Source organism: Actinomadura rugatobispora (assembly GCF_055379765.1).
This window is the reverse complement of the sequence record NZ_AP029191.1, coordinates 11,566,308-11,585,139: the sequence shown is the minus strand read 5'-3', so window position 1 is coordinate 11,585,139 and position 18,832 is coordinate 11,566,308. Positions and strand designations below refer to the sequence as shown.

The 18,832-nt window shown below is 72.1% G+C and carries 16 protein-coding genes; 8 read left to right on the top strand and 8 right to left on the bottom strand.

Features of this window, described 5'->3' with window-relative positions:
- Positions 1-6 precede the first annotated feature (6 nt).
- From ACZ466_RS51905 to ACZ466_RS51870, 8 genes are all read right to left on the bottom strand, one after another.
- Positions 7-1,149 (bottom strand): SMI1/KNR4 family protein, encoded by a 1,143-nt coding sequence (locus ACZ466_RS51905; protein WP_378287894.1) that lies wholly within the window; start codon positions 1,147-1,149, stop codon positions 7-9.
- Between the two features lie 82 nt (positions 1,150-1,231).
- A complete protein-coding gene (locus tag ACZ466_RS51900) occupies positions 1,232-1,516 on the bottom strand; it encodes a ubiquitin-like small modifier protein 1 (protein WP_378287893.1) in 285 nt (94 codons plus the stop codon).
- Positions 1,513-2,595: a WD40/YVTN/BNR-like repeat-containing protein gene (locus tag ACZ466_RS51895; RefSeq protein ID WP_378287892.1), complete on the bottom strand. Its 1,083-nt coding sequence runs from the start codon at positions 2,593-2,595 to the stop codon at positions 1,513-1,515. The genes ACZ466_RS51900 and ACZ466_RS51895 overlap by 4 nt, the downstream gene beginning before the upstream one ends.
- 56 nt (positions 2,596-2,651) lie before the next feature.
- Positions 2,652-3,041, bottom strand: a complete 390-nt coding sequence (locus tag ACZ466_RS51890) for a PaaI family thioesterase (RefSeq protein ID WP_378287891.1) — start codon at positions 3,039-3,041, stop codon at positions 2,652-2,654.
- 253 nt (positions 3,042-3,294) lie between these two features.
- Positions 3,295-4,668, bottom strand: coding sequence for an MFS transporter (locus tag ACZ466_RS51885; protein WP_378287890.1), 1,374 nt, complete (start codon positions 4,666-4,668; stop codon positions 3,295-3,297).
- Positions 4,669-5,140: 472 nt separating this feature from the next.
- On the bottom strand, positions 5,141-5,914 hold the full coding sequence (locus ACZ466_RS51880; RefSeq protein ID WP_378287889.1) for an enoyl-CoA hydratase/isomerase family protein: 774 nt from the start codon (positions 5,912-5,914) through the stop codon (positions 5,141-5,143).
- Between the two features lie 14 nt (positions 5,915-5,928).
- Positions 5,929-6,519: a TetR/AcrR family transcriptional regulator gene (locus ACZ466_RS51875; protein ID WP_378287888.1), complete on the bottom strand. Its 591-nt coding sequence runs from the start codon at positions 6,517-6,519 to the stop codon at positions 5,929-5,931.
- Positions 6,519-7,697: a CaiB/BaiF CoA transferase family protein gene (locus tag ACZ466_RS51870; protein WP_378287887.1), complete on the bottom strand. Its 1,179-nt coding sequence runs from the start codon at positions 7,695-7,697 to the stop codon at positions 6,519-6,521. Before ACZ466_RS51870 ends, ACZ466_RS51875 begins: the two co-directional genes overlap by 1 nt.
- A 60-nt stretch (positions 7,698-7,757) precedes the next feature.
- Here ACZ466_RS51870 and ACZ466_RS51865 point away from each other — a divergent pair, with 60 nt between their 5' ends.
- From ACZ466_RS51865 to ACZ466_RS51830, 8 genes are all read left to right on the top strand, one after another.
- The gene (locus tag ACZ466_RS51865; RefSeq protein WP_378287886.1) at positions 7,758-8,903 is read left to right on the top strand and encodes a thiolase family protein; all 1,146 of its coding nucleotides are present in this window, start codon (positions 7,758-7,760) and stop codon (positions 8,901-8,903) included.
- 123 nt (positions 8,904-9,026) lie between these two features.
- Entirely contained in the window at positions 9,027-10,172 is a 1,146-nt protein-coding gene (locus ACZ466_RS51860; RefSeq protein WP_378287885.1) for an acyl-CoA dehydrogenase family protein, read from the top strand.
- Positions 10,173-10,225: 53 nt separating this feature from the next.
- Complete coding sequence (locus ACZ466_RS51855; RefSeq protein WP_378287884.1) at positions 10,226-10,984, top strand: SDR family NAD(P)-dependent oxidoreductase; 759 nt, start codon at positions 10,226-10,228, stop codon at positions 10,982-10,984.
- 73 nt (positions 10,985-11,057) lie between these two features.
- Positions 11,058-12,638: a class I adenylate-forming enzyme family protein gene (locus ACZ466_RS51850; protein ID WP_378287883.1), complete on the top strand. Its 1,581-nt coding sequence runs from the start codon at positions 11,058-11,060 to the stop codon at positions 12,636-12,638.
- Between the two features lie 34 nt (positions 12,639-12,672).
- Positions 12,673-14,670 (top strand): flavin-containing monooxygenase, encoded by a 1,998-nt coding sequence (locus tag ACZ466_RS51845; protein ID WP_378287882.1) that lies wholly within the window; start codon positions 12,673-12,675, stop codon positions 14,668-14,670.
- A gap of 73 nt (positions 14,671-14,743) precedes the next feature.
- Positions 14,744-16,435 (top strand): thiamine pyrophosphate-binding protein, encoded by a 1,692-nt coding sequence (locus ACZ466_RS51840; RefSeq protein WP_378287881.1) that lies wholly within the window; start codon positions 14,744-14,746, stop codon positions 16,433-16,435.
- Positions 16,432-17,679, top strand: a complete 1,248-nt coding sequence (locus ACZ466_RS51835; protein WP_378287880.1) for an alpha-hydroxy acid oxidase — start codon at positions 16,432-16,434, stop codon at positions 17,677-17,679. Before ACZ466_RS51840 ends, ACZ466_RS51835 begins: the two co-directional genes overlap by 4 nt.
- Before the next feature lie 45 nt (positions 17,680-17,724).
- On the top strand, positions 17,725-18,831 hold the full coding sequence (locus ACZ466_RS51830; RefSeq protein WP_378287879.1) for a zinc-dependent alcohol dehydrogenase: 1,107 nt from the start codon (positions 17,725-17,727) through the stop codon (positions 18,829-18,831).
- The last annotated feature ends 1 nt before the right edge of the window (position 18,832 follow it).

Genomic DNA, 18,832 nt, shown 5'->3' with positions numbered 1-18,832 from the left:
CAAGGGTCACCCAGGCCCGCCCCAGCGCCGCACCGCCAGGATCTCCCGCCCGCGCTCCGGCGTGATCAGCGTGGCCAGCAGGGGATCGCTGAACAGGACCACCGGCGCGATGTGGTGCTCGCTCACCGGGCGCCAGAAGGCCATCGCGTCCCGCAGCGCGGGCCAGGCCGCGTCCATCCCCGACAGGGACAGCCCGGCCTGGACGGCGCGCACCCGCTCGTCGAACTCCGGCGGCCCGAACCGCGGCCGGTGACCGGGCTCGCGGGCCCGCGCCTCGTACCGGGCCACCAGCGGCCTGAGCCGCTCGGGGCCGTGCTCCTTCAGCAACTCCAGCACCGAACCGCCCCACTGGTGCCGGCGCCGGTGCTCGGAGTACAGCAGCGGCAGCAGCTCCGCCTCGAGGATCGGGTCGCCGGCGAGCCACGCGTCCTCGTCCAGGAGGAGGTGCTGCACCTGCATCTCATGGTTCCCGAGCAGCGTGAGCATCTGGAAGCGCAGCAGCCGGGCGCGTTCGATCCCGAACCGGCACGCCTCCTCCAGGACCTCCAGCGGCCCGTCGACCTCCCCGGCGAGCGCGGCGAGGCGTGCCCGCTCGGTCGCCTCGGTCCAGAAGTCGCGGGTCGGGCCCGGCGGGCGGCGCAGCGCGTGGAAGCCCGCGTACAGGTGGCGCATGAGGGCGTGGAAGGAGGGATGGCGCCGGGGGCCGTCGCCCGTCCAGGAGGCCTGGAAGTAGGCCGCCCATTCACCGTCGGGGTCGACGTCACCTGGATCGAGGAACAGGACGGCCGCGTCGCCCTCCAGGGAGATCTGCAGCGCCCGCGCCGGGATGTTCGGTGCGTAGGCCTCGATCCAGTGCGCGTCCAGGTCGCGCATCCAGCCGATCTCGCCGGCGCCGCCCAGCCTCCAGATGAAGCTGCCCGCGTACCGCCATCCGTCGGTGACCAGCAGGAACTCGCGGAACGAGGGGGGCAGTGCCCGCCCCAGCCGGGCCTCGGCCGCGGCGATCCGCTCCGGGGCGGCGGGGGCGAAGCCCAGCCAGCGGTGCCGCAGGACGTCGTCGTCGTGGGGACGGTCGCGTTCGGGGTCGTGGGCGTCGATCCACTCCTCGCTCCACCGTTCCAGCCAGGGCCGCCACGCATCGCGGTCCATCGTCACCACCCTCTCGTCGGGTGACACCGACGATGGCACGCGGGTGTGACAGTCAGTGTTCGTGATCTACAACGTAAAGGCGTCAGCCGCCCGACACGGCGGGCAGGATGTGGACCTCGACATCGGGGCTCACCGGCGTGGCGAGGAAGTCCAGGTCCCGGATGTTGGTCGCCCCGAGGAAGACGTTGACGTGAGGGCGGAGCGCACCCCGCTCGTCGCGGACGCGGCGCGCCACGGCGGGCAGCTCACGGCCCAGGGCGTCCAGCGCGTCACCGACCGTGGCGCCCGCCGGCACCTCCACGGGGATCGCCGCCCGTGCGCCCGCGATGTCGCGCAGCGCGCCCGGCAGGCGGACCGTCACGTTCACGGCGTGGCCGCCCGCACGCACAGCACGTCGGGCAGGTGGCGCACGACCTCCGTCCAGGACTCGCCGTCGTCCCCGCTGGCGTAGACGCAGCCGTCCCGGGTGCCGAAGTACAGGCCGGTGCTCTGGTCGGTGCAGAACGCGTCGCGCAGCACGGTCGCGTAGCACGGCTCGTCCGGCAGGCCCTTGGTATGGGCCGTCCAGGTCCTCCCCGCGTCGTCGGAACGGCAGACCTGGTAGCGGTGGCCGGCAGGGGTACGGTCCACGTCGGCCGTCAGCGGGATGACGTAGACGGTGCCGGGCCTGGTCGGGGACACGGCGATGGGGAAGCCGAAGTCGCCGGGCAGGCCGTCGTCGATGCGCGTCCAGGAGGCGGTGTCGTCGTCGCTTCGGTACACGCCGCCGTGGTGCTGGAGGAAGAACCGGTCCGGCCTGGAGGGGTGCGCGTCGACCTTGTGCACGCACTGCCCGTACTCGGGATAGGGGTCCTCGGGGACGAAGTCGGCCCGGATGCCCTTGTTCCGCGGCTCCCAGGTGGCGCCGCCGTCGGTGGAGCGGTAGACGCCACCGGTCGAGATCGCGACCGTCAGGGTGCTCGGGTCGGTGGGGTGCGGCAGGACGGTGTGCAGGCACAGGCCCCCGCCTCCCGGCTGCCACGTCGCCCGGTGCGGGTGGTCCCAGAGCCCCCGGACGAGGGCGAAGCTGTGCCCGCCGTCCTCGGAACGGAACAGGGCGGCGGGCTCCACCCCGGCGTAGACGACGCCGGGCTCGGTGGGGGAGTGGCGCAGCTGCCAGATGTCCCTGAGCGAGGCGTCGGTGGACGCGGGGAACGCGATCGGCGCGTCCTCGGCCTTCGCGGCGGGCTCGGTCCAGGTGCGCCCGCGGTCGTCGGAGACCACCAGCGACACGCCCCAGAAAGGACTGTTGACCGCGGCCAGGATCCGCCCGCCGGCGGGGTCGACCGCGGCGGCCGTGACAGGGGCCGAGGTGAAGCGGACCGGATCGACCTCCCAGCCGCCCCCGCCGCCGCGGGCGATGAACAGCCCCTTGCGGGTGCCGATGACCAGAACGACGTCGTCCATGGGTGCCTCCCTGTACGAGTGCCCTCATGGTCGCACGTTCCCCCTGGTCACAGCCGTCACCCGGCGAGGACCGCCTGCGTCTGCGTCACCTGGGCGACGCGTCGGCCGTCCCCGCCGTACAGGTCCGTCTGCACGACGATGAACCGCCGCCCGGTGTGCAAAGGCCGGGACACGCGGCGCACCTCGCCCTCCCGCACGCCCCGGAAGAAATTGGTCTTCGACTCCAGCGTCGTCGTGGACGCCCCCTCCGGCAGGTTCAGGAACGCGCACACCGCGCCCAGGCTGTCGGCCAGCGCCATCAGCGCCCCACCGTGCATGGCCCCGCCCGCGGTGCAGCGTTCAGGGGCCCACGCCAACCGCCCGGTCACCTCCTCCGCCCCCGCCGTGTCGATCTCGACGCCCAGCTCCCGGGCGAACGGCATGGTCTCGACGAGCCCATCGCTCACGCAGCACTTCCTTCCAAGGCACCCACCTGCGGACCCGCCATCCTGACCGCCCCCCACACCACGTCCATAACGCCCGAGGTAATCCCCGCCCGTCCAGCCAACGCAATGGTCTGAGGCACCCCAGAAGATCGTGAAGGCTTCAGGGTGTCGTTGTGGTTGGCCGCGCGTATGCCTGGGCCCGGCCGCCTGGCTGGGTGGGCCGGGCGGCCGGGCCGTGATGGTCGGCTGGTATCCCTGTCGTGAGTGATGGGGATTAGGGGGTCGCCTTCTTGGGCTCCAGTTCCGGGGTGAGGTCGGGGGTGGCGTGGTCGGAGTCTTCGGTTCGGAGCAGTGAGGTGCGGTGGGTCTCGGGCAGCCGGCACGCGACCAGGAACACCACTGTGGCGAGTACGGCCAGGTAGACCGAGGGGGCCAGGAGGCTGTCGGTCACGCCGACCAGCCAGGTGCCGAACATCGGCGCGGTGCCGCCGAAGATGACGTACGCCGCGTTCAGCCCGATGGCGGCGCCGCTGTAGCGGGTTCGGGTGGGGAACAGTTCGAGCCAGACGATGCCGACGCCGCCGAAGAAGATGCCGAGGGTGAAGGCGAGCAGGCTCTGCCCGGCGATCGCGGTGCCGATCGATCCCGAGCTGGCCAGGACGTAGGCCGGAACGGCCGCCAGGGCGCTGGTGCCGGCGCCGATGACCAGGACGGGACGGCGGCCGATCCGGTCCGACAGCAGTCCGGCCAGGGGCATGGAGATGAACGCGGCGGTGAGGGCGATGCTGTTGGACACCAGTGCGTCGGTGGCGCTGAGCTTGACCGATTCGGTGAGGTAGGAGGGGAAGTATCCGGTGAGGGAGTAGAAGCCCAGACCGGACAGCGAGGCCATCACGAACGCGAAGCCCAGGGCGCGGCGGTGTTCCTGGAAGACGCTCACGAGCGGTGCCTTCGCCACCCGCTCGGTGCTGCGGACGGCCTCGAAGGCCGGTGATTCGCTGACCCGGCGCCTGATGTAGAGGCCGACCAGGGAGATCACCCCGCCGAGCAGGAACGGGATCCGCCATCCCCAGGACTCGAAGGCGGCGTCGCCCAGGATGTTGTTCAGCGCGAGCACGAACAGGGCCGCGAACACCGCGGGGATCACGCCGAAGGCGTACGCGAGCGCCACGTTCGCGCCGCGGCGGTGGTCGGGCGCGTGTTCGGCGACCAGGGCGTTGGACCCGATGGCCTCGCCGCCGACCGACAGGCCCTGGACCAGGCGGGCGGCGATCAGCAGCAGCGGCGCCACGAAGCCGATCTGGGAGTAGGTGGGCAGCACGCCGATCACCGCGGTGGATCCGCCCATGAGCAGGATGATGGCCGCCAGGACGCCGCGGCGTCCGATGCGGTCGCCCAGATGGCCGAACAGCAGCCCGCCCAGCGGGCGCATCCCGAACCCGACCGCGTAGACGGCGAAGGTCGCCAGCATCGAGGCGAACCGGTCGTGGGAGGGGAAGAACAGCGTGGCCAGGGTGGAAGCCACGTAGGCGTAGACGACGAAGTCGTAGAACTCGACGAACTGCCCGATCGCCGCCGACACCAGAACGCGCCGCTGGCCGCGTCCCGCTCTTCGCCCGTCCGCCGATTGCATGGTGATGTCGCTCATTGAAGCCTCCTCGACTGCGACATATCACCGGCCGGTCGCCGCAGGCGTTTCCCGGTCGGATCGCACCAAGGTTACGTGTACAGACCGATCGGTACAAGACTTTTGGAGTGCCGTTCAGTCGTAAATGGAAGTCGAGGTTCCCAGCGGGGAGCGCATCGGTCTTCGAGGCCGTGGGATCTGACGATCTTCGCGTCGGGGCGGTCCGTCTGCCGGTCGATCGGCCGGAGTGCTCGGACGCGTCGGCAGGGCGCTGGAGCCGGTCGCCAAGGTCAGGTGGGGGCGCGTCGCAGGTGGTCTGCGCGCAAGCGCCCCTGGGTGAGGACGCCGACCAGTCGGGGCGTGATTCGGCGACCGGTCTCGCAGGGTAATGATCGAGATCGGCTTGAGGTAGTGCGTCGTAGAAGTGGTGGCGCCGAGAATTAGCGTTTTCCAGGAAAGGGGGGTGCTCTGCTGAGGCGTGCCATTGTTCAGGTCATGTTTGCCAGGGGTCGTTCAGGGGCCGCTGCCGGGCGGGGCGGTTCTCGCGCCAGGCGGTGATCGCCTCCCGGGTGTCGGGGAGGTTCCAGAGCTGGGCGTAAGCGGCCACCGAGATGCCGAAGTCCGGGTCGAAGGCCCGCCCCAGGGCCACCGTGCGTTGCTTGATGAGGCGGATGGCGTGGGGCGTGCCGCGGCAGATCTGGTCGGCCATCCCGAGGGCCGCCTGGAGCGGATCGTCGGCGACGGTGACGGGCAGGCCGAGAGTCGCGGCGCCGTCGGCGGTCAGGGACTCGCCGGTCATCAGCAGGCGGCGCGCGTGGTGGGCGCCGACGATGTGCGTCAGGCGGGCCGCGGCGTACCCGGCCACCAGGCCGAAGCGGGCCTCGGGCAGCGAGAACCTGGCCTCGGGCAGGGCGAAGATCCAGTCGCAGGCCAGGGCGAGTTCGAAGCCGCCGGCGGTGGCGCTGCCGCGGACGACGGCCAGGACGGGCTTGCGGAGCCGTTCGGGCAGGCTGTTGGCCTGGAGGAACTCGGTGACGAACGTGGTGGGGTCACAGGGCGCGGCGGGGAAGGAGTCGATGTCGGCGCCGGCGGAGAAGCTCCGGTCGGTGCCCTGCAGGATGATGACCCTGACGCGGTCGTCGCCGTCGGCCTCGGTGAGGCGGGCGCCGAGTTCCTCGTGCACGTCGAGGGTGAAGACGTTCAGGCCCCCGGGCCCCGACATCGTGATGACCCGTACGGGACCCTGGTCATCGTGGGAGATCTCCACGGTGCTCTCCTTCGTCACTGGTCGGCGGGCTTGCCCTTGAGGCCGTCGAGCAGCAGATCGACGAAGCGGTCGGCGATCTGCTCGGGGCTCAGCGGCCCGTCGGACCGCATCCAGCGCGCCGTGTAGTTGAACATGCCCAGGACCGCGCGGACGTCGATGCCGTCGACCGGCCCCCACTGCCCGGCTGTGGCCCCGTCCCGCAGGACCCGGTACCAGATCTGCTCGAACTCGCGCCGGGCACCGACCACCTTGCGCTGGTGCTCCTCCGACAGGAACCGCGCCTCGCGGATCGCGACCTGCCACCCGCCGCCGTGCGTGGCGTGGTGCCGCAGCAACGCGCGGGCGATGTTGCGGAGCTTGACCTCCGGCGGGTCGTCGGTCTGCACGTGCGGCACCGTCGCGTCGTGCGCCATCTGCAGCAGGGACATGCTGATCTCGAAGAGGATCTGCTCTTTGCTGCCGATGTGGTAATACAGGGCTCCCCGTCCGAGGTTGACCGCCTTGCAGATCTCCTGGACGCCCGTCCCGTGATAGCCCTTGTCCACGAACAGTTCGGTGACCGTGTCGAGGATCTTCTCTCGGGTGGCGCCGTTGTTCTTGCCCATCAGATCTCACCCGCCATCCGAGGGCGCCGGGTGGTCTCCGCGGGGACGCCGCATTCCTTCAGGAGCCGCTCCGAATCACCGCCGAGCGCCGGCGCGGGAAGCCGCGCGGGGTCCGGCGGGGTGCGGGAGAAGGAGACCGGCAGGCCCAGCGCCCGGTAGCCGTCGGGCGTTCCGGGATGGGGGAGATGGTGCACCATGCCCCGGTCGCGGACGGTCTGTGAGTCCAGTGCCTCGTCCAGGCCCGAGACCACGGTGAGGCAGGAATCGTGCGCGGCGGAGAACCGGCGCCACTCCTCACGGGTACGGCTCGCCATTATCTGTGTCACTTCCTGATGGGTGTGCGAGTGCGGTGGGTCATATCTTCGGCCCAGCAGATCGGGGCGCTCGACTCCGTGGCACCAGTTCGCCCAGAATTTCTCTTCCAGGGCGCCGAACGCCAGCCAGCCGTCCTTGCAGCGGTAGAGCTGGTAGCACACCGCTCCGCCGCTCCAGACGCCCTCGGCGGTCGGGCGCGCCTCGCCCGTGGCCAGGACGCCGGCGGCGGTCATGGACGCCAGCATCAGCGCGGAGTGGGCGATGGACACGTCGATGAGCTGCCCCCGCCCCGAGCGCCGGCGTTCGTGCAGGGCCGCCAGGATGGAGGTGGCCGCGAACAGGCCGGCGGACGAGTCGGCGACCTGCGTCGCGGGCAGCGCGGGCGGATCGTCGGGGCGCCCGGTGTGCGACAGCAGTCCCATCGCCGCCAGGTAGTTCACGTCGTGCCCCGCCGTCTGGGAGAGCGGGCCGGTCTGCCCCCAGCCGGAGATCTGGCAGACGACGATTCCCGGATTCACCGCGCGGAGGTCGTCGTAGCCGATTCCCAGCCGGTCGAGAACTCCGGGGCGGAATGACTCCACCACCACGTCGGCCGTCCGGGCCAGGGCCAGTAGCGCGTCCGGTCCGCCTTCGGCTTTCAGGTCGATGACCACCGACCGCTTGTTGCGGTTCAGACCGCGGAAACTCGCCGATGACGTCGTCGCCTCCCCGCCCGGAAGGTGGGGCGCCCGCGCGCGGGCGTAGTCGCCGCCACCTGGGGCTTCGACTTTGATCACGTCCGCGCCCAGGTCCGCGAGGACGAGGGTGCACAGCCCTCCGGGCAGGAGCCGGGTGAGGTCGAGAATGCGGACATCAGAGAGCACTTGATCCTCCATGTTCATTCAGCCTATCGTGTACAGACCGATCGGTACAAGGAGGCGGGTATGGCGGAGGCAGTGGTCGTGGACGCGGTCCGCACCGCGCATGGAAAACGTGATGGAGCGCTGGCCTCATTTCATCCCGTCGACCTGGCGGCGGAGGTTCTCAACGCATTGGCCGGCCGCACCGGAATCGATCCCGGTGAGGTGGACGACGTCATCCTGGGCTGCGTGACCCAGCTCGGCGACCAGTCGAGCAACCTCGCGCGGTTCGCGGTGCTGGCCGCCGGCTGGCCCGAGCACGTTCCGGGCGTGACGGTCAACCGCGCCTGCGGAAGCAGCCAGCAGGCGCTCGACCAGGCGGCCCAGGCCGTCATGTCCGGCCAGGCGGAGATGGTCGTCGCCGGCGGGGTGGAGTGCATGAGCCGGGTGCCGCTGGGCGCCGCCCGGCAGGTCGGGCAGCCCTACGGGCCCGCGGTCCTGGGCCGCTACGACGGGTTCGACTTCAACCAGGGGATCTCCGCGGAGATGATCGCCGAGAAGTGGGGGATGAGCCGGCGGCGGCTGGACGCCTTCTCGGTGGAGTCGCACGCCAAGGCCGCGGCCGCCATCGACGCGGGCGCGTTCGACGGGCAGCTGGTCCCCGTCCTGGCCGGCGGGCGCCGGTTCGCCGAGGACGAAGGCGTCCGGCGCACGACCAGCGTCGAGGCGCTCGCGCGGCTGCGGCCGTCCTTCAAGAGCGACGGCAGGATCCACGCCGGGAACTCCTCGCAGATCTCCGACGGCGCGTCGGCGGTGCTGGTCACCACCCCGGAGCGCGCCCGCGCGCTGGGGGTGCCCCCGCTGGTGCGCTACCGGGCCGGTGCGGTGTGCGGCGGCGATCCGGTGCTGATGCTGACCGCTCCCATCGAGGCGACCAGGAAGTTGCTGGCGCGGGCGGGGCTGGGCATCGGCGACATCGACGTGTTCGAGGTCAACGAGGCGTTCGCGCCGGTCCCGCTGGCGTGGCTGGACGAGCTGGGAGCCCGCCCCGAGCGGCTCAACGTGCACGGCGGGGCCATCGCGCTGGGGCATCCGCTGGGGGCTTCCGGGACCTCCCTGATGACGCGCATGGTGCATCACATGCGCGACAAGGGCCTGCGCTACGGGCTGCAGACGATGTGCGAAGGGGGAGGCACCGCCAACGCCACCCTGGTCGAGCTCGTCGCGTAGCGGCCGTGGGGACCGGAGGCGAGCGGGCCGGCCCGGCGAACGACCAGGGATGAAGAACCAGGATGCGGCGCCCCCGGGCGACCGCGAGGACCGGCCGCGCAGAAGGGCTGGAGAGGGCAGCGGATGAGACGCAGGTTGTTCCGGGACGAGCACGAGGCCTTCCGCCAGATGGTGCGCGACTTCATCGGCAAGGAGGTCTCGCCCCGGTACACCGACTGGCAGGCGGCCGGTTCGGTGCCCCGCGAGGTGTTCCGCCGCCTGGGCGATCTGGGTGTGATGGGGATGAACATGGACGCCGAGTGGGGCGGGGGCGGCCAGGACTACCTCTTCAACGTCGTCCTGCAGGAGGAGACGGCCCGGGCGGCGGTCACGATTGGACCGCTCCGAACGCATCTGGACGTCGTGCTGCCCTATTTCCTCCGCTACGCCGACGCCCTGCAGCGGCGGCGCTGGTTCGCCGGACTGAACTCGGGCGCGCTGATGACGGCGATCGCGCTGACCGAGCCCGACACCGGATCCGATCTCGCGGCCGTCGCGACGCGCGCGGTCCTGGACGGCGACCACTACGTCCTGCGCGGAGCCAAGACCTACATCACCGGCGGAAGCCTGGCCGACCTGGTCATCGTGCTGGCCCGGACCGCCACCGACCCCGGGAACCGGCGGAACGGGCTGACCCTGCTGGTGGTCGAGGACGGGATGCCGGGCTTCACCAAGGGCCGCGCGCTGGACAAGCTGGGCCTCAAGGCGCAGGACACCATCGAGCTGACCTTCGACGACGTCCGCGTCCCGGTCGCCAACCGGCTGGGGGAGGCGGGCGCGGCCTTCGGGTACCTGACCTCCAACCTTCCCCAGGAACGCGTGGCGATCGCGGTGGGGGCGGTGGCGCAGGCGCGGACGGCCATCGAGATGACCGTGGAGTACGCGCGGCTGCGGACGGTGTTCGGCAAGCCGCTGGGCTCCTTCCAGAACACCAAGTTCGAGCTCGCGGCGATGAGCGCCGAGCTGGAGGCGGCCCAGTCGATGCTGGACGCCGCGGTCGCCGAGCTGGTCGAGGACGCGCTGTCGCCGGCCGACGCGGCCAGGGCCAAGCTGTTCTGCACCGAGACGCAGGGGCGGGTGCTGGACCGCTGCCTGCAGCTGTTCGGCGGCTTCGGCTACATCACCGAGTCCCCGATCTCGCAGCTGTACGCCGACGCGCGCGTGACGCGCATCTACGGCGGCACCAGCGAGGTCATGAAGTCGATCATCAGCAAGTCGCTCGGACTGTGACGGAACGGCCGGCGCCGGCAGGCGCCCGGCCGCGAGGAAAGGGAGTGGCGAGGATGGAGTTGCAGGGGGTCTCGGCCGTCGTGACCGGCGGTGCGTCGGGACTGGGCCTGGCCACGGTGCGGCGGCTGCTCGAGCGCGGCGCCAAGGTCACCGTCGTGGACCGCGAGCCGGACCGGCCCGGCCTCGGCCTGGACGGCCGCGCCCGCCTGGTGACGGCGGACGTGACCGCGGCCGGCGACGTCGAGCGCGCGATCGAGGCGGCCCGGGCCGACGGGCCGGTGCGGGTGCTGGTGCACTGCGCGGGCCGGGGAAGCGACCGCCTGCGGATCGTGGACCGCTCCCATGCCGCCGGCGACCTGGACGTGTTCGCCGAGGTGGTGCACACGAACCTGGTCGGCACCTACAACGTGCTGCGACTGGTCGCCGCGGAGATGAGCCGCAACGAGCCGGTCGGGGGCTGCCGGGGCGCCTGCGTGCTGACCTCGTCGATCGCCGCGTTCGAGGGGCAGATCGGGCAGACCTCCTACAGCGCCTCCAAGGCGGGGGTGCACGCGATGACGCTGGTGGCCGCGCGGGACCTGGCCAGGTACGGCATCCGGGTGAACACGATCGCCCCCGGCACCTTCGACACCGCGATGCTGGGGCGCCTGCGGCCCGAACTGCGCGCCGATCTGGTGTCGGCCATTCCCTACCCGGCCAGGCTCGGCGATCCCGCCGAGTTCGGCCGGATGGCCGTGGGCGTGCTGGAGAACGACTACCTCAACGGCGAGACGATCCGGCTGGACGGGGCGATGCGGATGGCCGCCCGATGAGCACCGTCCCCGCGCCGGCGGTCGTGAACCGGCGGGCCGGGGCAACCCGATGAGGTCCAGGGAGGGTGAGGACATGCAGCAGTCACAGGACGCCGAGGCGGCACGGGCCGTCGGCATCGCGCAGGTCTTCCGGCAGAGCGCCCGTCAGCACGCGGACCGCGTCGCGGTGGAGTCGCAGGACGGCGTGCGCCTGACCTACCGCGACCTCGACCGGCTCGCGGCGGGCGTGGCCGCCTTCCTGCTCCGGCAGGGGGTCGGCCGCGGCGACCGGGTCGCCGTGATGTCGGACCCCTGCCCCGAGTACATCGCGGTGAACCTGGCCGTCGCCAAGCTCGGCGTGACCGTCGTGGGGATCAACACCCGCTACGGCGTCCGCGACGCCGAGTACTGCGTCCGGGACTCCGGCGCCAAGATCGTGTTCTTCGACCGGCGGCACCGCGAGGTCGCCGAGGAGGCCGCGGGGGCGGCCGACCGCGTGGAGCTCGACCTGCACGGCAGCGGCGGCGGGCGGACCCGGAGCCTGGGCGCGGTGCTGGAGAGCACCGATCCCGCCTCGGTTCCCGAGCTCGGGCGGCCGTCGGACATCCACACCGTCATCTACACCAGCGGCACCACCGGGCAGCCCAAGGGGGCCATGATCAGCCAGGCGGCGGCGGCCGTCCGGGCCCTGCGGCTGGTGTCGTGGTTCGGCCTGACCGGCCGGGACGCCTTCCTGGGCTGGCTGCCCCTGTTCCACACCAGCGGCGAGGAGCCCCTCAACGCCACGTTCCTGTCGGGGGGCCGCTACCTGACCTTCCGCCGCGCCGATCCCGAGCGGCTGGTCGAGGCCGTCGACGACCGCGGCGGCACCTGGTCGTGGTTCCTGCCGGGGATGTTCGCCGAGTTCCTGGACGCCGCGCGCGCCCGCCGGTCTCCGCTGCGCGGCCTGCGCTTCGGCGGCGGCTACGGCAACCTGCTGCCGGCGCGGCTGCTCGACGATCTGCTGGAGCGGGGCGTGGACTTCGTCGATCTGTTCGGGCAGACCGAGTCGAGCCTGCTGGTGGCCGCCAACCGGATCAGCGGCACCGGCGAGCGGGACTGGCGGAAGTACCCCACGCCGATGCTGGACATCCGGATCGTCCGCCCCGACGGATCGGAGACCGAGGTCGGCGAACCCGGCGAGTGCGTGGTGCGGGGCCCGTCGGTGATGAGCGGCTACCTCAACCGTCCCGAGGCCACGGCCGAGACCTTCCAGGGCGGCCGGCTGCACACCGGAGACCTGCTGGTCCGCACCCACGACGGCGCGCTGCGCTTCGTCGACCGCAAGAAGTACCTGATCAAGACCGGTGGCGAGAACGTCTACCCGCTGGAGGTGGAGGCCGCGCTGGCCTCGCACCCCGACGTGGCCGAGGCCTGCGTCATCGGCGTCCCCGACGACCGGTGGGGCGAGACGGTCAAGGCGTTCGTGGTGCCGCATCCCGGCCGCGCCCCCGACCGGGCCGCGCTGGACGCGCACTGCCAGAGCCGGCTGGCCCGGTTCAAGCGCCCGCGCCTGATCGAGTTCATCGACGGCCGGGACGTCCCCCGCAGCACCACCGGCAAGGTCATCCGATCCGAACTGGGCGCGCGTCCCGTGCGCGACGACCAGCGCGTGCCGTCGCCGCCGTCGCCGTGACCGCCGCCGCCCACCCCCACGGAAGGAGACAGCGTTGAGGGCCACCGCCGACGACCTCGACGGGCTGAACGAGGACGAACTGGTGCGGGCGCTGCGCGACGCCAACGTGCCCACCCTGCTGCCCGTCCTCTACCAGCTCACCGGCGACCGAGCCTGGCTCGGCGAGCGCTACCGGACCACCCGGCCCAAGGGCCTGGACGACAACCCCACCGGCGGGCTCCCACCCGAGGTGCAGGAGGAGCTGCGGGTGGCCGCCGCGCAGGCGACGCTGCGGTGGTCCAAGGGCGAGCCGGTCGCCCGGCCCGCGCCGAAGGGCCGGGAGCTGCTGGAGCTGATGAGCGCCAGCATGGGCGAGGACGTCCCGCCCGAGTACGAGCCGATGGTCGCCGAGGAACTGGGGTTCGCCCCCCGGATCCCGCCGTCCTGCGAGCGCGACGCCGCGTCGTCGGGCCTGTCGGTGATCATCATCGGGGCCGGGATCTCCGGGCTGACGCTCTCCCGGGACCTGACGACGGCCGGCGTCCCGCACGTCATCTTCGAGAAGAACGACCGGGTGGGAGGCACCTGGGTCAACAACCCCTATCCGGGCTGCGGCGTCGACACCCCCAGCTACCTGTACTCCTTCTCCTTCTACCAGCGGGAGTGGAGTCAGCACTTCGCCAAGCGGGAGGAGCTGGAGACCTATGTCGGCGACATGGCCCGCGATCTGAACCTGGTCGACAACGTCAGGTTCGGCGCGCAGGTCCTGGACGCGGTCTGGGACGACCAGGACGGCCTGTGGTCGGTGACCGTGCGCACCGCCGGCGGGGTCGAGCGGCACCGGGCGCCGGTACTGGTCTCGGCGGTGGGCCAGCTCAGCAAACCCAAACTGCCCGACATCGCGGGCTTGGACGACTTCGGCGGGCAGGTCTTCCACGCCTCGCACTGGCCCGCCGGGCTGGACCTGCGGGGCAAGCGCGTCGCGATCGTCGGCACCGGGGCCAGCGCCATGCAGATCGTGCCGGCCATCGTCGACCAGGTCGGCGAGCTCACCGTCTTCCAGCGCTCGCCGCAGTGGGTCGCGCCGAGCGACTACTACTTCGAGTCGATCCCGGCCGGCATGCACTACCTGATCCGCCACGTGCCGTTCTACTACGAGTGGTACCGGGTCCGGCTCGGCTGGATCTTCAACGACAAGGTCCACCCCTCCCTGCAACTGGACCCGGACTGGCCGCTGCGCCCCCGCTCCATCAACGAGATCAACGAGGGCCACCGCCGGTTCTTCGAGCGCTACCTGCGCACCGAGCTGGACGGCCGCCCCGACCTGGTCGACAAGACGCTGCCCGACTACCCGCCCTTCGGCAAGCGGATGCTGCTGGACAACGGATGGTTCCGGGCCCTCAAACGGGACCACGTCACGCTCGTCACCGAGGGCGTGGCCGAGCTCACCCGCGACCATGTGGTGACCTCGACGGGCGAGCGCCGGCCCGCCGACATCGTGGTGCTGGCGACCGGCTTCGAGGCCCAGCGCCCCACCCACCCCCTGACCATCAAGGGACGCGACGGGGTGACGCTGCGCGAGGCGTGGAACGACGACGACGGCCGCGCGTACCTGGGCGTGGCGACCCCCGGGTTCCCCAACCTGTTCATCCTCTACGGGCCCAACAGCTCGCTGGGCCACGGCGGCAGCTTCATCTTCCTGGCCGAGTGCGTGGCCCACTACCTCACCGACCTGATGTGCAGGATGGTCGACGCCGGGGTCCGCTCCGTCGAGATCCGCGAAGAGGAGTGGGAGGACTACACCCGCGCCGTCGACGAAGCGCACGCCAAGATGATCTGGACCCAGCCCGGGTTCACCACCTGGTACGCCAACTCCCGCGGCCGGGTGATCGCCAACATGCCGTGGCGGGTGATCGACTTCTGGCGCTACACGCGCCGGGCGTCCCTGTCCGCCTACCGGCGGCGCGCACAGCCGCAGGACGCCGCACGGCCGCACGGCCACGACGACGACCGGCCGCACGACCGCGACCGGCCATGGCGGCCCGGCGCGTGATGACCCGGCACACCGTGATGAACCGGCACACCCACACCCACCCGGGTGGGACAGGGGATGGAGGAAAGCGCCCATGCTCGCCTGCGAGATGATCGCCAGGTACCTGCGCGACGCGGGGGTGACCGTTCAGTTCGGTCTCCTCGGCGAAGGCAACATCGCCGTCGCCACGGCCCTCGACCAGCTCGGTGTCCGCTTCGTCGGCGCCCGCCGGGAGGACGCCGCCGTGAGCATGGCCGACGGCTGGGCCCGGCGTACCGGATCGGTCGGGTTCGCGTCGGTCACCCAGGGCCCCGGATTCACCAACACGGTCACCGCGCTGACCGAGGCCGCCCGGCACGGGACCCCGCTGGTGCTGCTCACCGGAGTGACGCCGCGCGCCGACCTGCACAACTCCCAGCGGTTCCCCACCCGGGAACTGGTGGCCCTGACCGGCGCGGGCTGGCGCGAGACCCGCGGCCTGGCGTTCCTCGCCGACGACGTCCGCGCGGTGTTCGCGGGCGCGCTCACCGAGCGCCGCCCCTACGTCCTGGGGGTCGACACCAGCCTGCTGTACGAGGTCGCCGACTCCCTCCTGCTCACCGGCGAACTCCCCGAAACGCTCCCCGAGCACGCGCTGAGCTGGCGGGCGCGGCCCGTGACGCCGAGCCCGGAGGCGATCGCCGCCGGTGCCGAACTGCTCGCCGCCGCGAAGAACCCGGTCATCCTCGCGGGCCGGGGCGCCGCCGCCCCGGAGGCCATTGACGCCGTCCACCGCCTGGCCGAACACCTGGACGCCCCCCTGGCCACGACCTTGCTGGGCAAGGGCCTGCTCGGCGGGGACCGCCACATCGGCATCTGCGGGGGCTTCGCCACCGGACGCGGCGCGGACGTGATCGGCGCCGCGGACCTGGTCCTGGCCGTCGGCTGCTCGCTCAACCTGTGGACGGCCACCGAACTGCTCGACGGGTCCACGATCGTCCACATCGACGCCGACCCCGCCGCCATCGGCCGCTGGAGGGTCCCCGACCTGGGCATCGTCGGGGACGCGCACCTCACCTGCGAGGCGCTCCTGGACGACCTCCGCAAGAACCAGGGCGCCGCCCGCCGCGCTCCCGCGCCCCTGCCGCCCTTCAACCGCGTCGCCGAGATGCGCCGGCCGCCCGGCCGCCCCGCCGAGGACGACGTCCGCGCGCCGTTCCTGGTGGGGGAGGTGGCGCTGGCCATGCGCGAATGCTTCCCGCCGGGGGCGGTGCTGGCCTCCGACACCGGCCAGGCCACCGCCGACATCGTGGCCTACGTCGAACCCGCGGGCCCCGACCACTTCATCTACCCGATCCACGCCGGGTCGATCGGGCTCGGGCTGGGCACGGCGATGGGGGCCTCCCTCGCCGGCACCGGCCAGTGGACCGTCCACTTCACCGGGGACGGATCCCTCATGATGGCCCTGCAGGAACTGGCCACCGTCGCCGAACAGCGGCTGCGGCTCATCATCGTCGTCCTGGACGACGGCGGCTACGGCGCCGAGGTGCAGTACACCCGGGGCCGCGGGATCCCCAGCCACCTGGCCGCGGTGCCCCACCCCGACCTGGCCGCCCTCGCACCCGCGTTCGGCCTGGACTACCACCGGATCGACACCCTGGCCGACCTGCGCGGGGTCCGCACCATCGCCGCCGGCGACGGCGGGCCCGCGCTGGTGCACGTGCCGATCGACCCGGACTCGGCCAGCCGCTTCTTCCGCGACTACTCCTCGGTGCCCAAGGTCGCCGGCTGGGACGGCGGCCGATGAGACCGGCACCCGCGTCCATGAACCGGCGCCTGCCCCGGTGGTCGGAACTGCGACCGCTCATCGCGCCCGCCTCCGGCGCCCGTACACGGCCGCGCCACCTGGCGCGGGCCGCGTCGATCAGGGACCTGAGGGCGATCGCGCGCCGCCGCGTTCCCCGGGCCGTCTTCGACTACGTCGACGGCGCCGCCGAGACCGAGACCAGCCTGGCCCGTGCCCGCTCCGCCTTCGCCAGGGTCGAGTTCCAGCCCCGCGTGCTGCGCGACGTCTCCCGGGTGGACACCTCCACGACCCTGCTGGGCAGACCGGCCGCACTGCCCCTCGTCCTGGCCCCGACCGGGTTCACCCGCCTGATGCACGCCGAAGGCGAACCGGCCGTGGCCCGCGCGGCGGCCGCGCTGGGCATCCCCTACGCGCTGTCGACGATGGGCACGACCACGCCCGAAGACCTCGCGGCGGCGGCGCCCAAGGGCGACAACTGGTTCCAGCTCTACATGGGCCGCGACCGTGCCGCGGCCATGGAACTGGTGCGCCGCGCCGAGGCGTCGGCGTACTCGGCGCTGATCCTGACCGTCGACACGGCCGTCGCGGGAGCACGGCTCCGCGACGTCCGCAACGGCCTGACCATACCGCCGTCGCTGGCCATGTCGACCATGCTCGACATGGCCAGATACCCGTCCTGGTGGCTCAACCTGCTGACCACGCGGCCGCTGTCGTTCGCCTGCGTCGACTCCTCCACCGCGACCTTCGCCGATGTCGTCGACGAACTCCTCGACCCCGCCCTCACCTTCGACGACCTGGCGGCGCTGCGCCAGGCCTGGTCCGGGCCCCTGGTGGTGAAAGGCATCCAGAGCGTCCGGGACGCGCGCAGAGTCGTCGACCTGGGCGCGGACGCGGTGGTGGTGTCCAACCACGGCGGCCGCCAACTGGACAGGGCGCCGGTCCCTCTGGAACTCCTGCCCGGCGTCGTCGAAGCCGTCGGCGACCAGGCCGAGGTCTACCTCGACGGGGGTGTGCTGACCGGCGGTGACGTCGTGGCCGCCGTCGCGCTGGGCGCCAAAGCCGTCCTGGTCGGGCGCGCCTACCTCTACGGCCTCATGGCCGGGGGGCGGCAAGGCGTCGAACACGCCGGCGAGATCCTGCGCGCCGACATCCTGCGCACCATGCGGCTGCTCGGCGTCGCCACGCTGGACGAACTCGGCCCGCACCACCTCCGCCTGCGCCCGGCAGGCCCAAGCACCGTCTGACCCGCGCGACGCGGTCGTGCAGAGCAGTTTCTGGAAGGGAGCGATATGCAGTCGCAGGCGGCAGTCACAGTAGGGGACCGGGAGATCCGGCTCCAGTCCCTTCCCGTACCCGACAGCCCGCCTCCCGGTGGCGCGATCCTCCGCGTGACGGCCAACGGCCTGTGCGGAAGCGACTACGACCTCTACACCGGACACCTGCGAAAGAGTTCGCCCACCCTGGCACCGCTGCCGCTGGTGTCAGGCCACGAAATGGTCGGCGTACTGGAACTGGTCGACGAACAGGCCGCCGAGCAGTGGAACGTCCGCCCCGGGGACCGGGTCGCCGTCGACCCGGGAATCAGATGCGGCCGGTGCGCCGAATGCGCGGGCCGGACCGGCGACCGGTGCCGCGACGAGCGCCGCTACTCGACCATCCCGCTCTCGACCGGCACCGGGCTGTGGGGAGGCAACGCGCAGTACATGGTCCTGCTGCCGGGCACCTTCATGGTGGAGATCCCCCCGCACCTCGACGACGAGGACGCCACGCTCTTCAACCCGCTCAGCAACGCCATCCACTGGACGACCGGCGCGGCACGCGTCCGGCGCGGCGACCGCGTCCTGATCCTCGGCGCCGGCCAGCGCGCCTTCACCTGCGCGGCCGTCGCCCACCGCGCCGGCGCCCGCCAGATCATCGTGACCGGGCTCGCCCGCGACCGGCACAAGGCCGCCCTGCTCTCCCGGTTCGGGGCCGACGAGCTCATCGACACCACGGCGCACGACACCGTCTCCCGCGTTCGCGAACTCACCGACGGGCAGGGCGTCGACGTCGTCATCGACACCGTCCCGGGCGCCACCGCGCCCACCAAGGACGGACTCGCGACCCTGCGGCAGGGCGGCCGGCTCGTGGCGGCCGGCATCAAGACCGCGGCGCTGGACGGTCTCGACCTGACCACCCTGATCACGCAGGAGCACCAGATCCGGGGAGTGTTCGGATCCTCGGCGGCCAGCACGCGGCAAGCCGTGCAGATGCTCGCCGACGGCGACTACCCCTTCTCCCAGCTCCACTCGCACAGGTTCGGCCTCGACGACCTCGACCAGGCCCTGCGCATCCTCGGCGGCGAAGTGGCCGGCGAGAACCCCCTCCACCTGACCATGCTCCCCTGGGGAGCCTGAC

Excerpts from the sequence above, each read along its gene's own strand:
- ACZ466_RS51830 (WP_378287879.1), top strand. The coding sequence starts at position 17,725 with ATGCAGTCGCAGGCGGCAGTCACAGTAGGGGACCGGGAGATCCGGCTC.
- ACZ466_RS51855 (WP_378287884.1), top strand. The coding sequence starts at position 10,226 with ATGGAGTTGCAGGGGGTCTCGGCCGTCGTGACCGGCGGTGCGTCGGGA.
- ACZ466_RS51875 (WP_378287888.1), bottom strand. The coding sequence starts at position 6,519 with ATGGGCAAGAACAACGGCGCCACCCGAGAGAAGATCCTCGACACGGTC.
- ACZ466_RS51885 (WP_378287890.1), bottom strand. The coding sequence starts at position 4,668 with ATGAGCGACATCACCATGCAATCGGCGGACGGGCGAAGAGCGGGACGC.
- ACZ466_RS51850 (WP_378287883.1), top strand. The coding sequence starts at position 11,058 with ATGCAGCAGTCACAGGACGCCGAGGCGGCACGGGCCGTCGGCATCGCG.
- ACZ466_RS51905 (WP_378287894.1), bottom strand. The coding sequence starts at position 1,149 with ATGGACCGCGATGCGTGGCGGCCCTGGCTGGAACGGTGGAGCGAGGAG.
- ACZ466_RS51860 (WP_378287885.1), top strand. The coding sequence starts at position 9,027 with ATGAGACGCAGGTTGTTCCGGGACGAGCACGAGGCCTTCCGCCAGATG.
- ACZ466_RS51835 (WP_378287880.1), top strand. The coding sequence starts at position 16,432 with ATGAGACCGGCACCCGCGTCCATGAACCGGCGCCTGCCCCGGTGGTCG.
- ACZ466_RS51865 (WP_378287886.1), top strand. The coding sequence starts at position 7,758 with ATGGCGGAGGCAGTGGTCGTGGACGCGGTCCGCACCGCGCATGGAAAA.
- ACZ466_RS51840 (WP_378287881.1), top strand. The coding sequence starts at position 14,744 with ATGCTCGCCTGCGAGATGATCGCCAGGTACCTGCGCGACGCGGGGGTG.
- ACZ466_RS51895 (WP_378287892.1), bottom strand. The coding sequence starts at position 2,595 with ATGGACGACGTCGTTCTGGTCATCGGCACCCGCAAGGGGCTGTTCATC.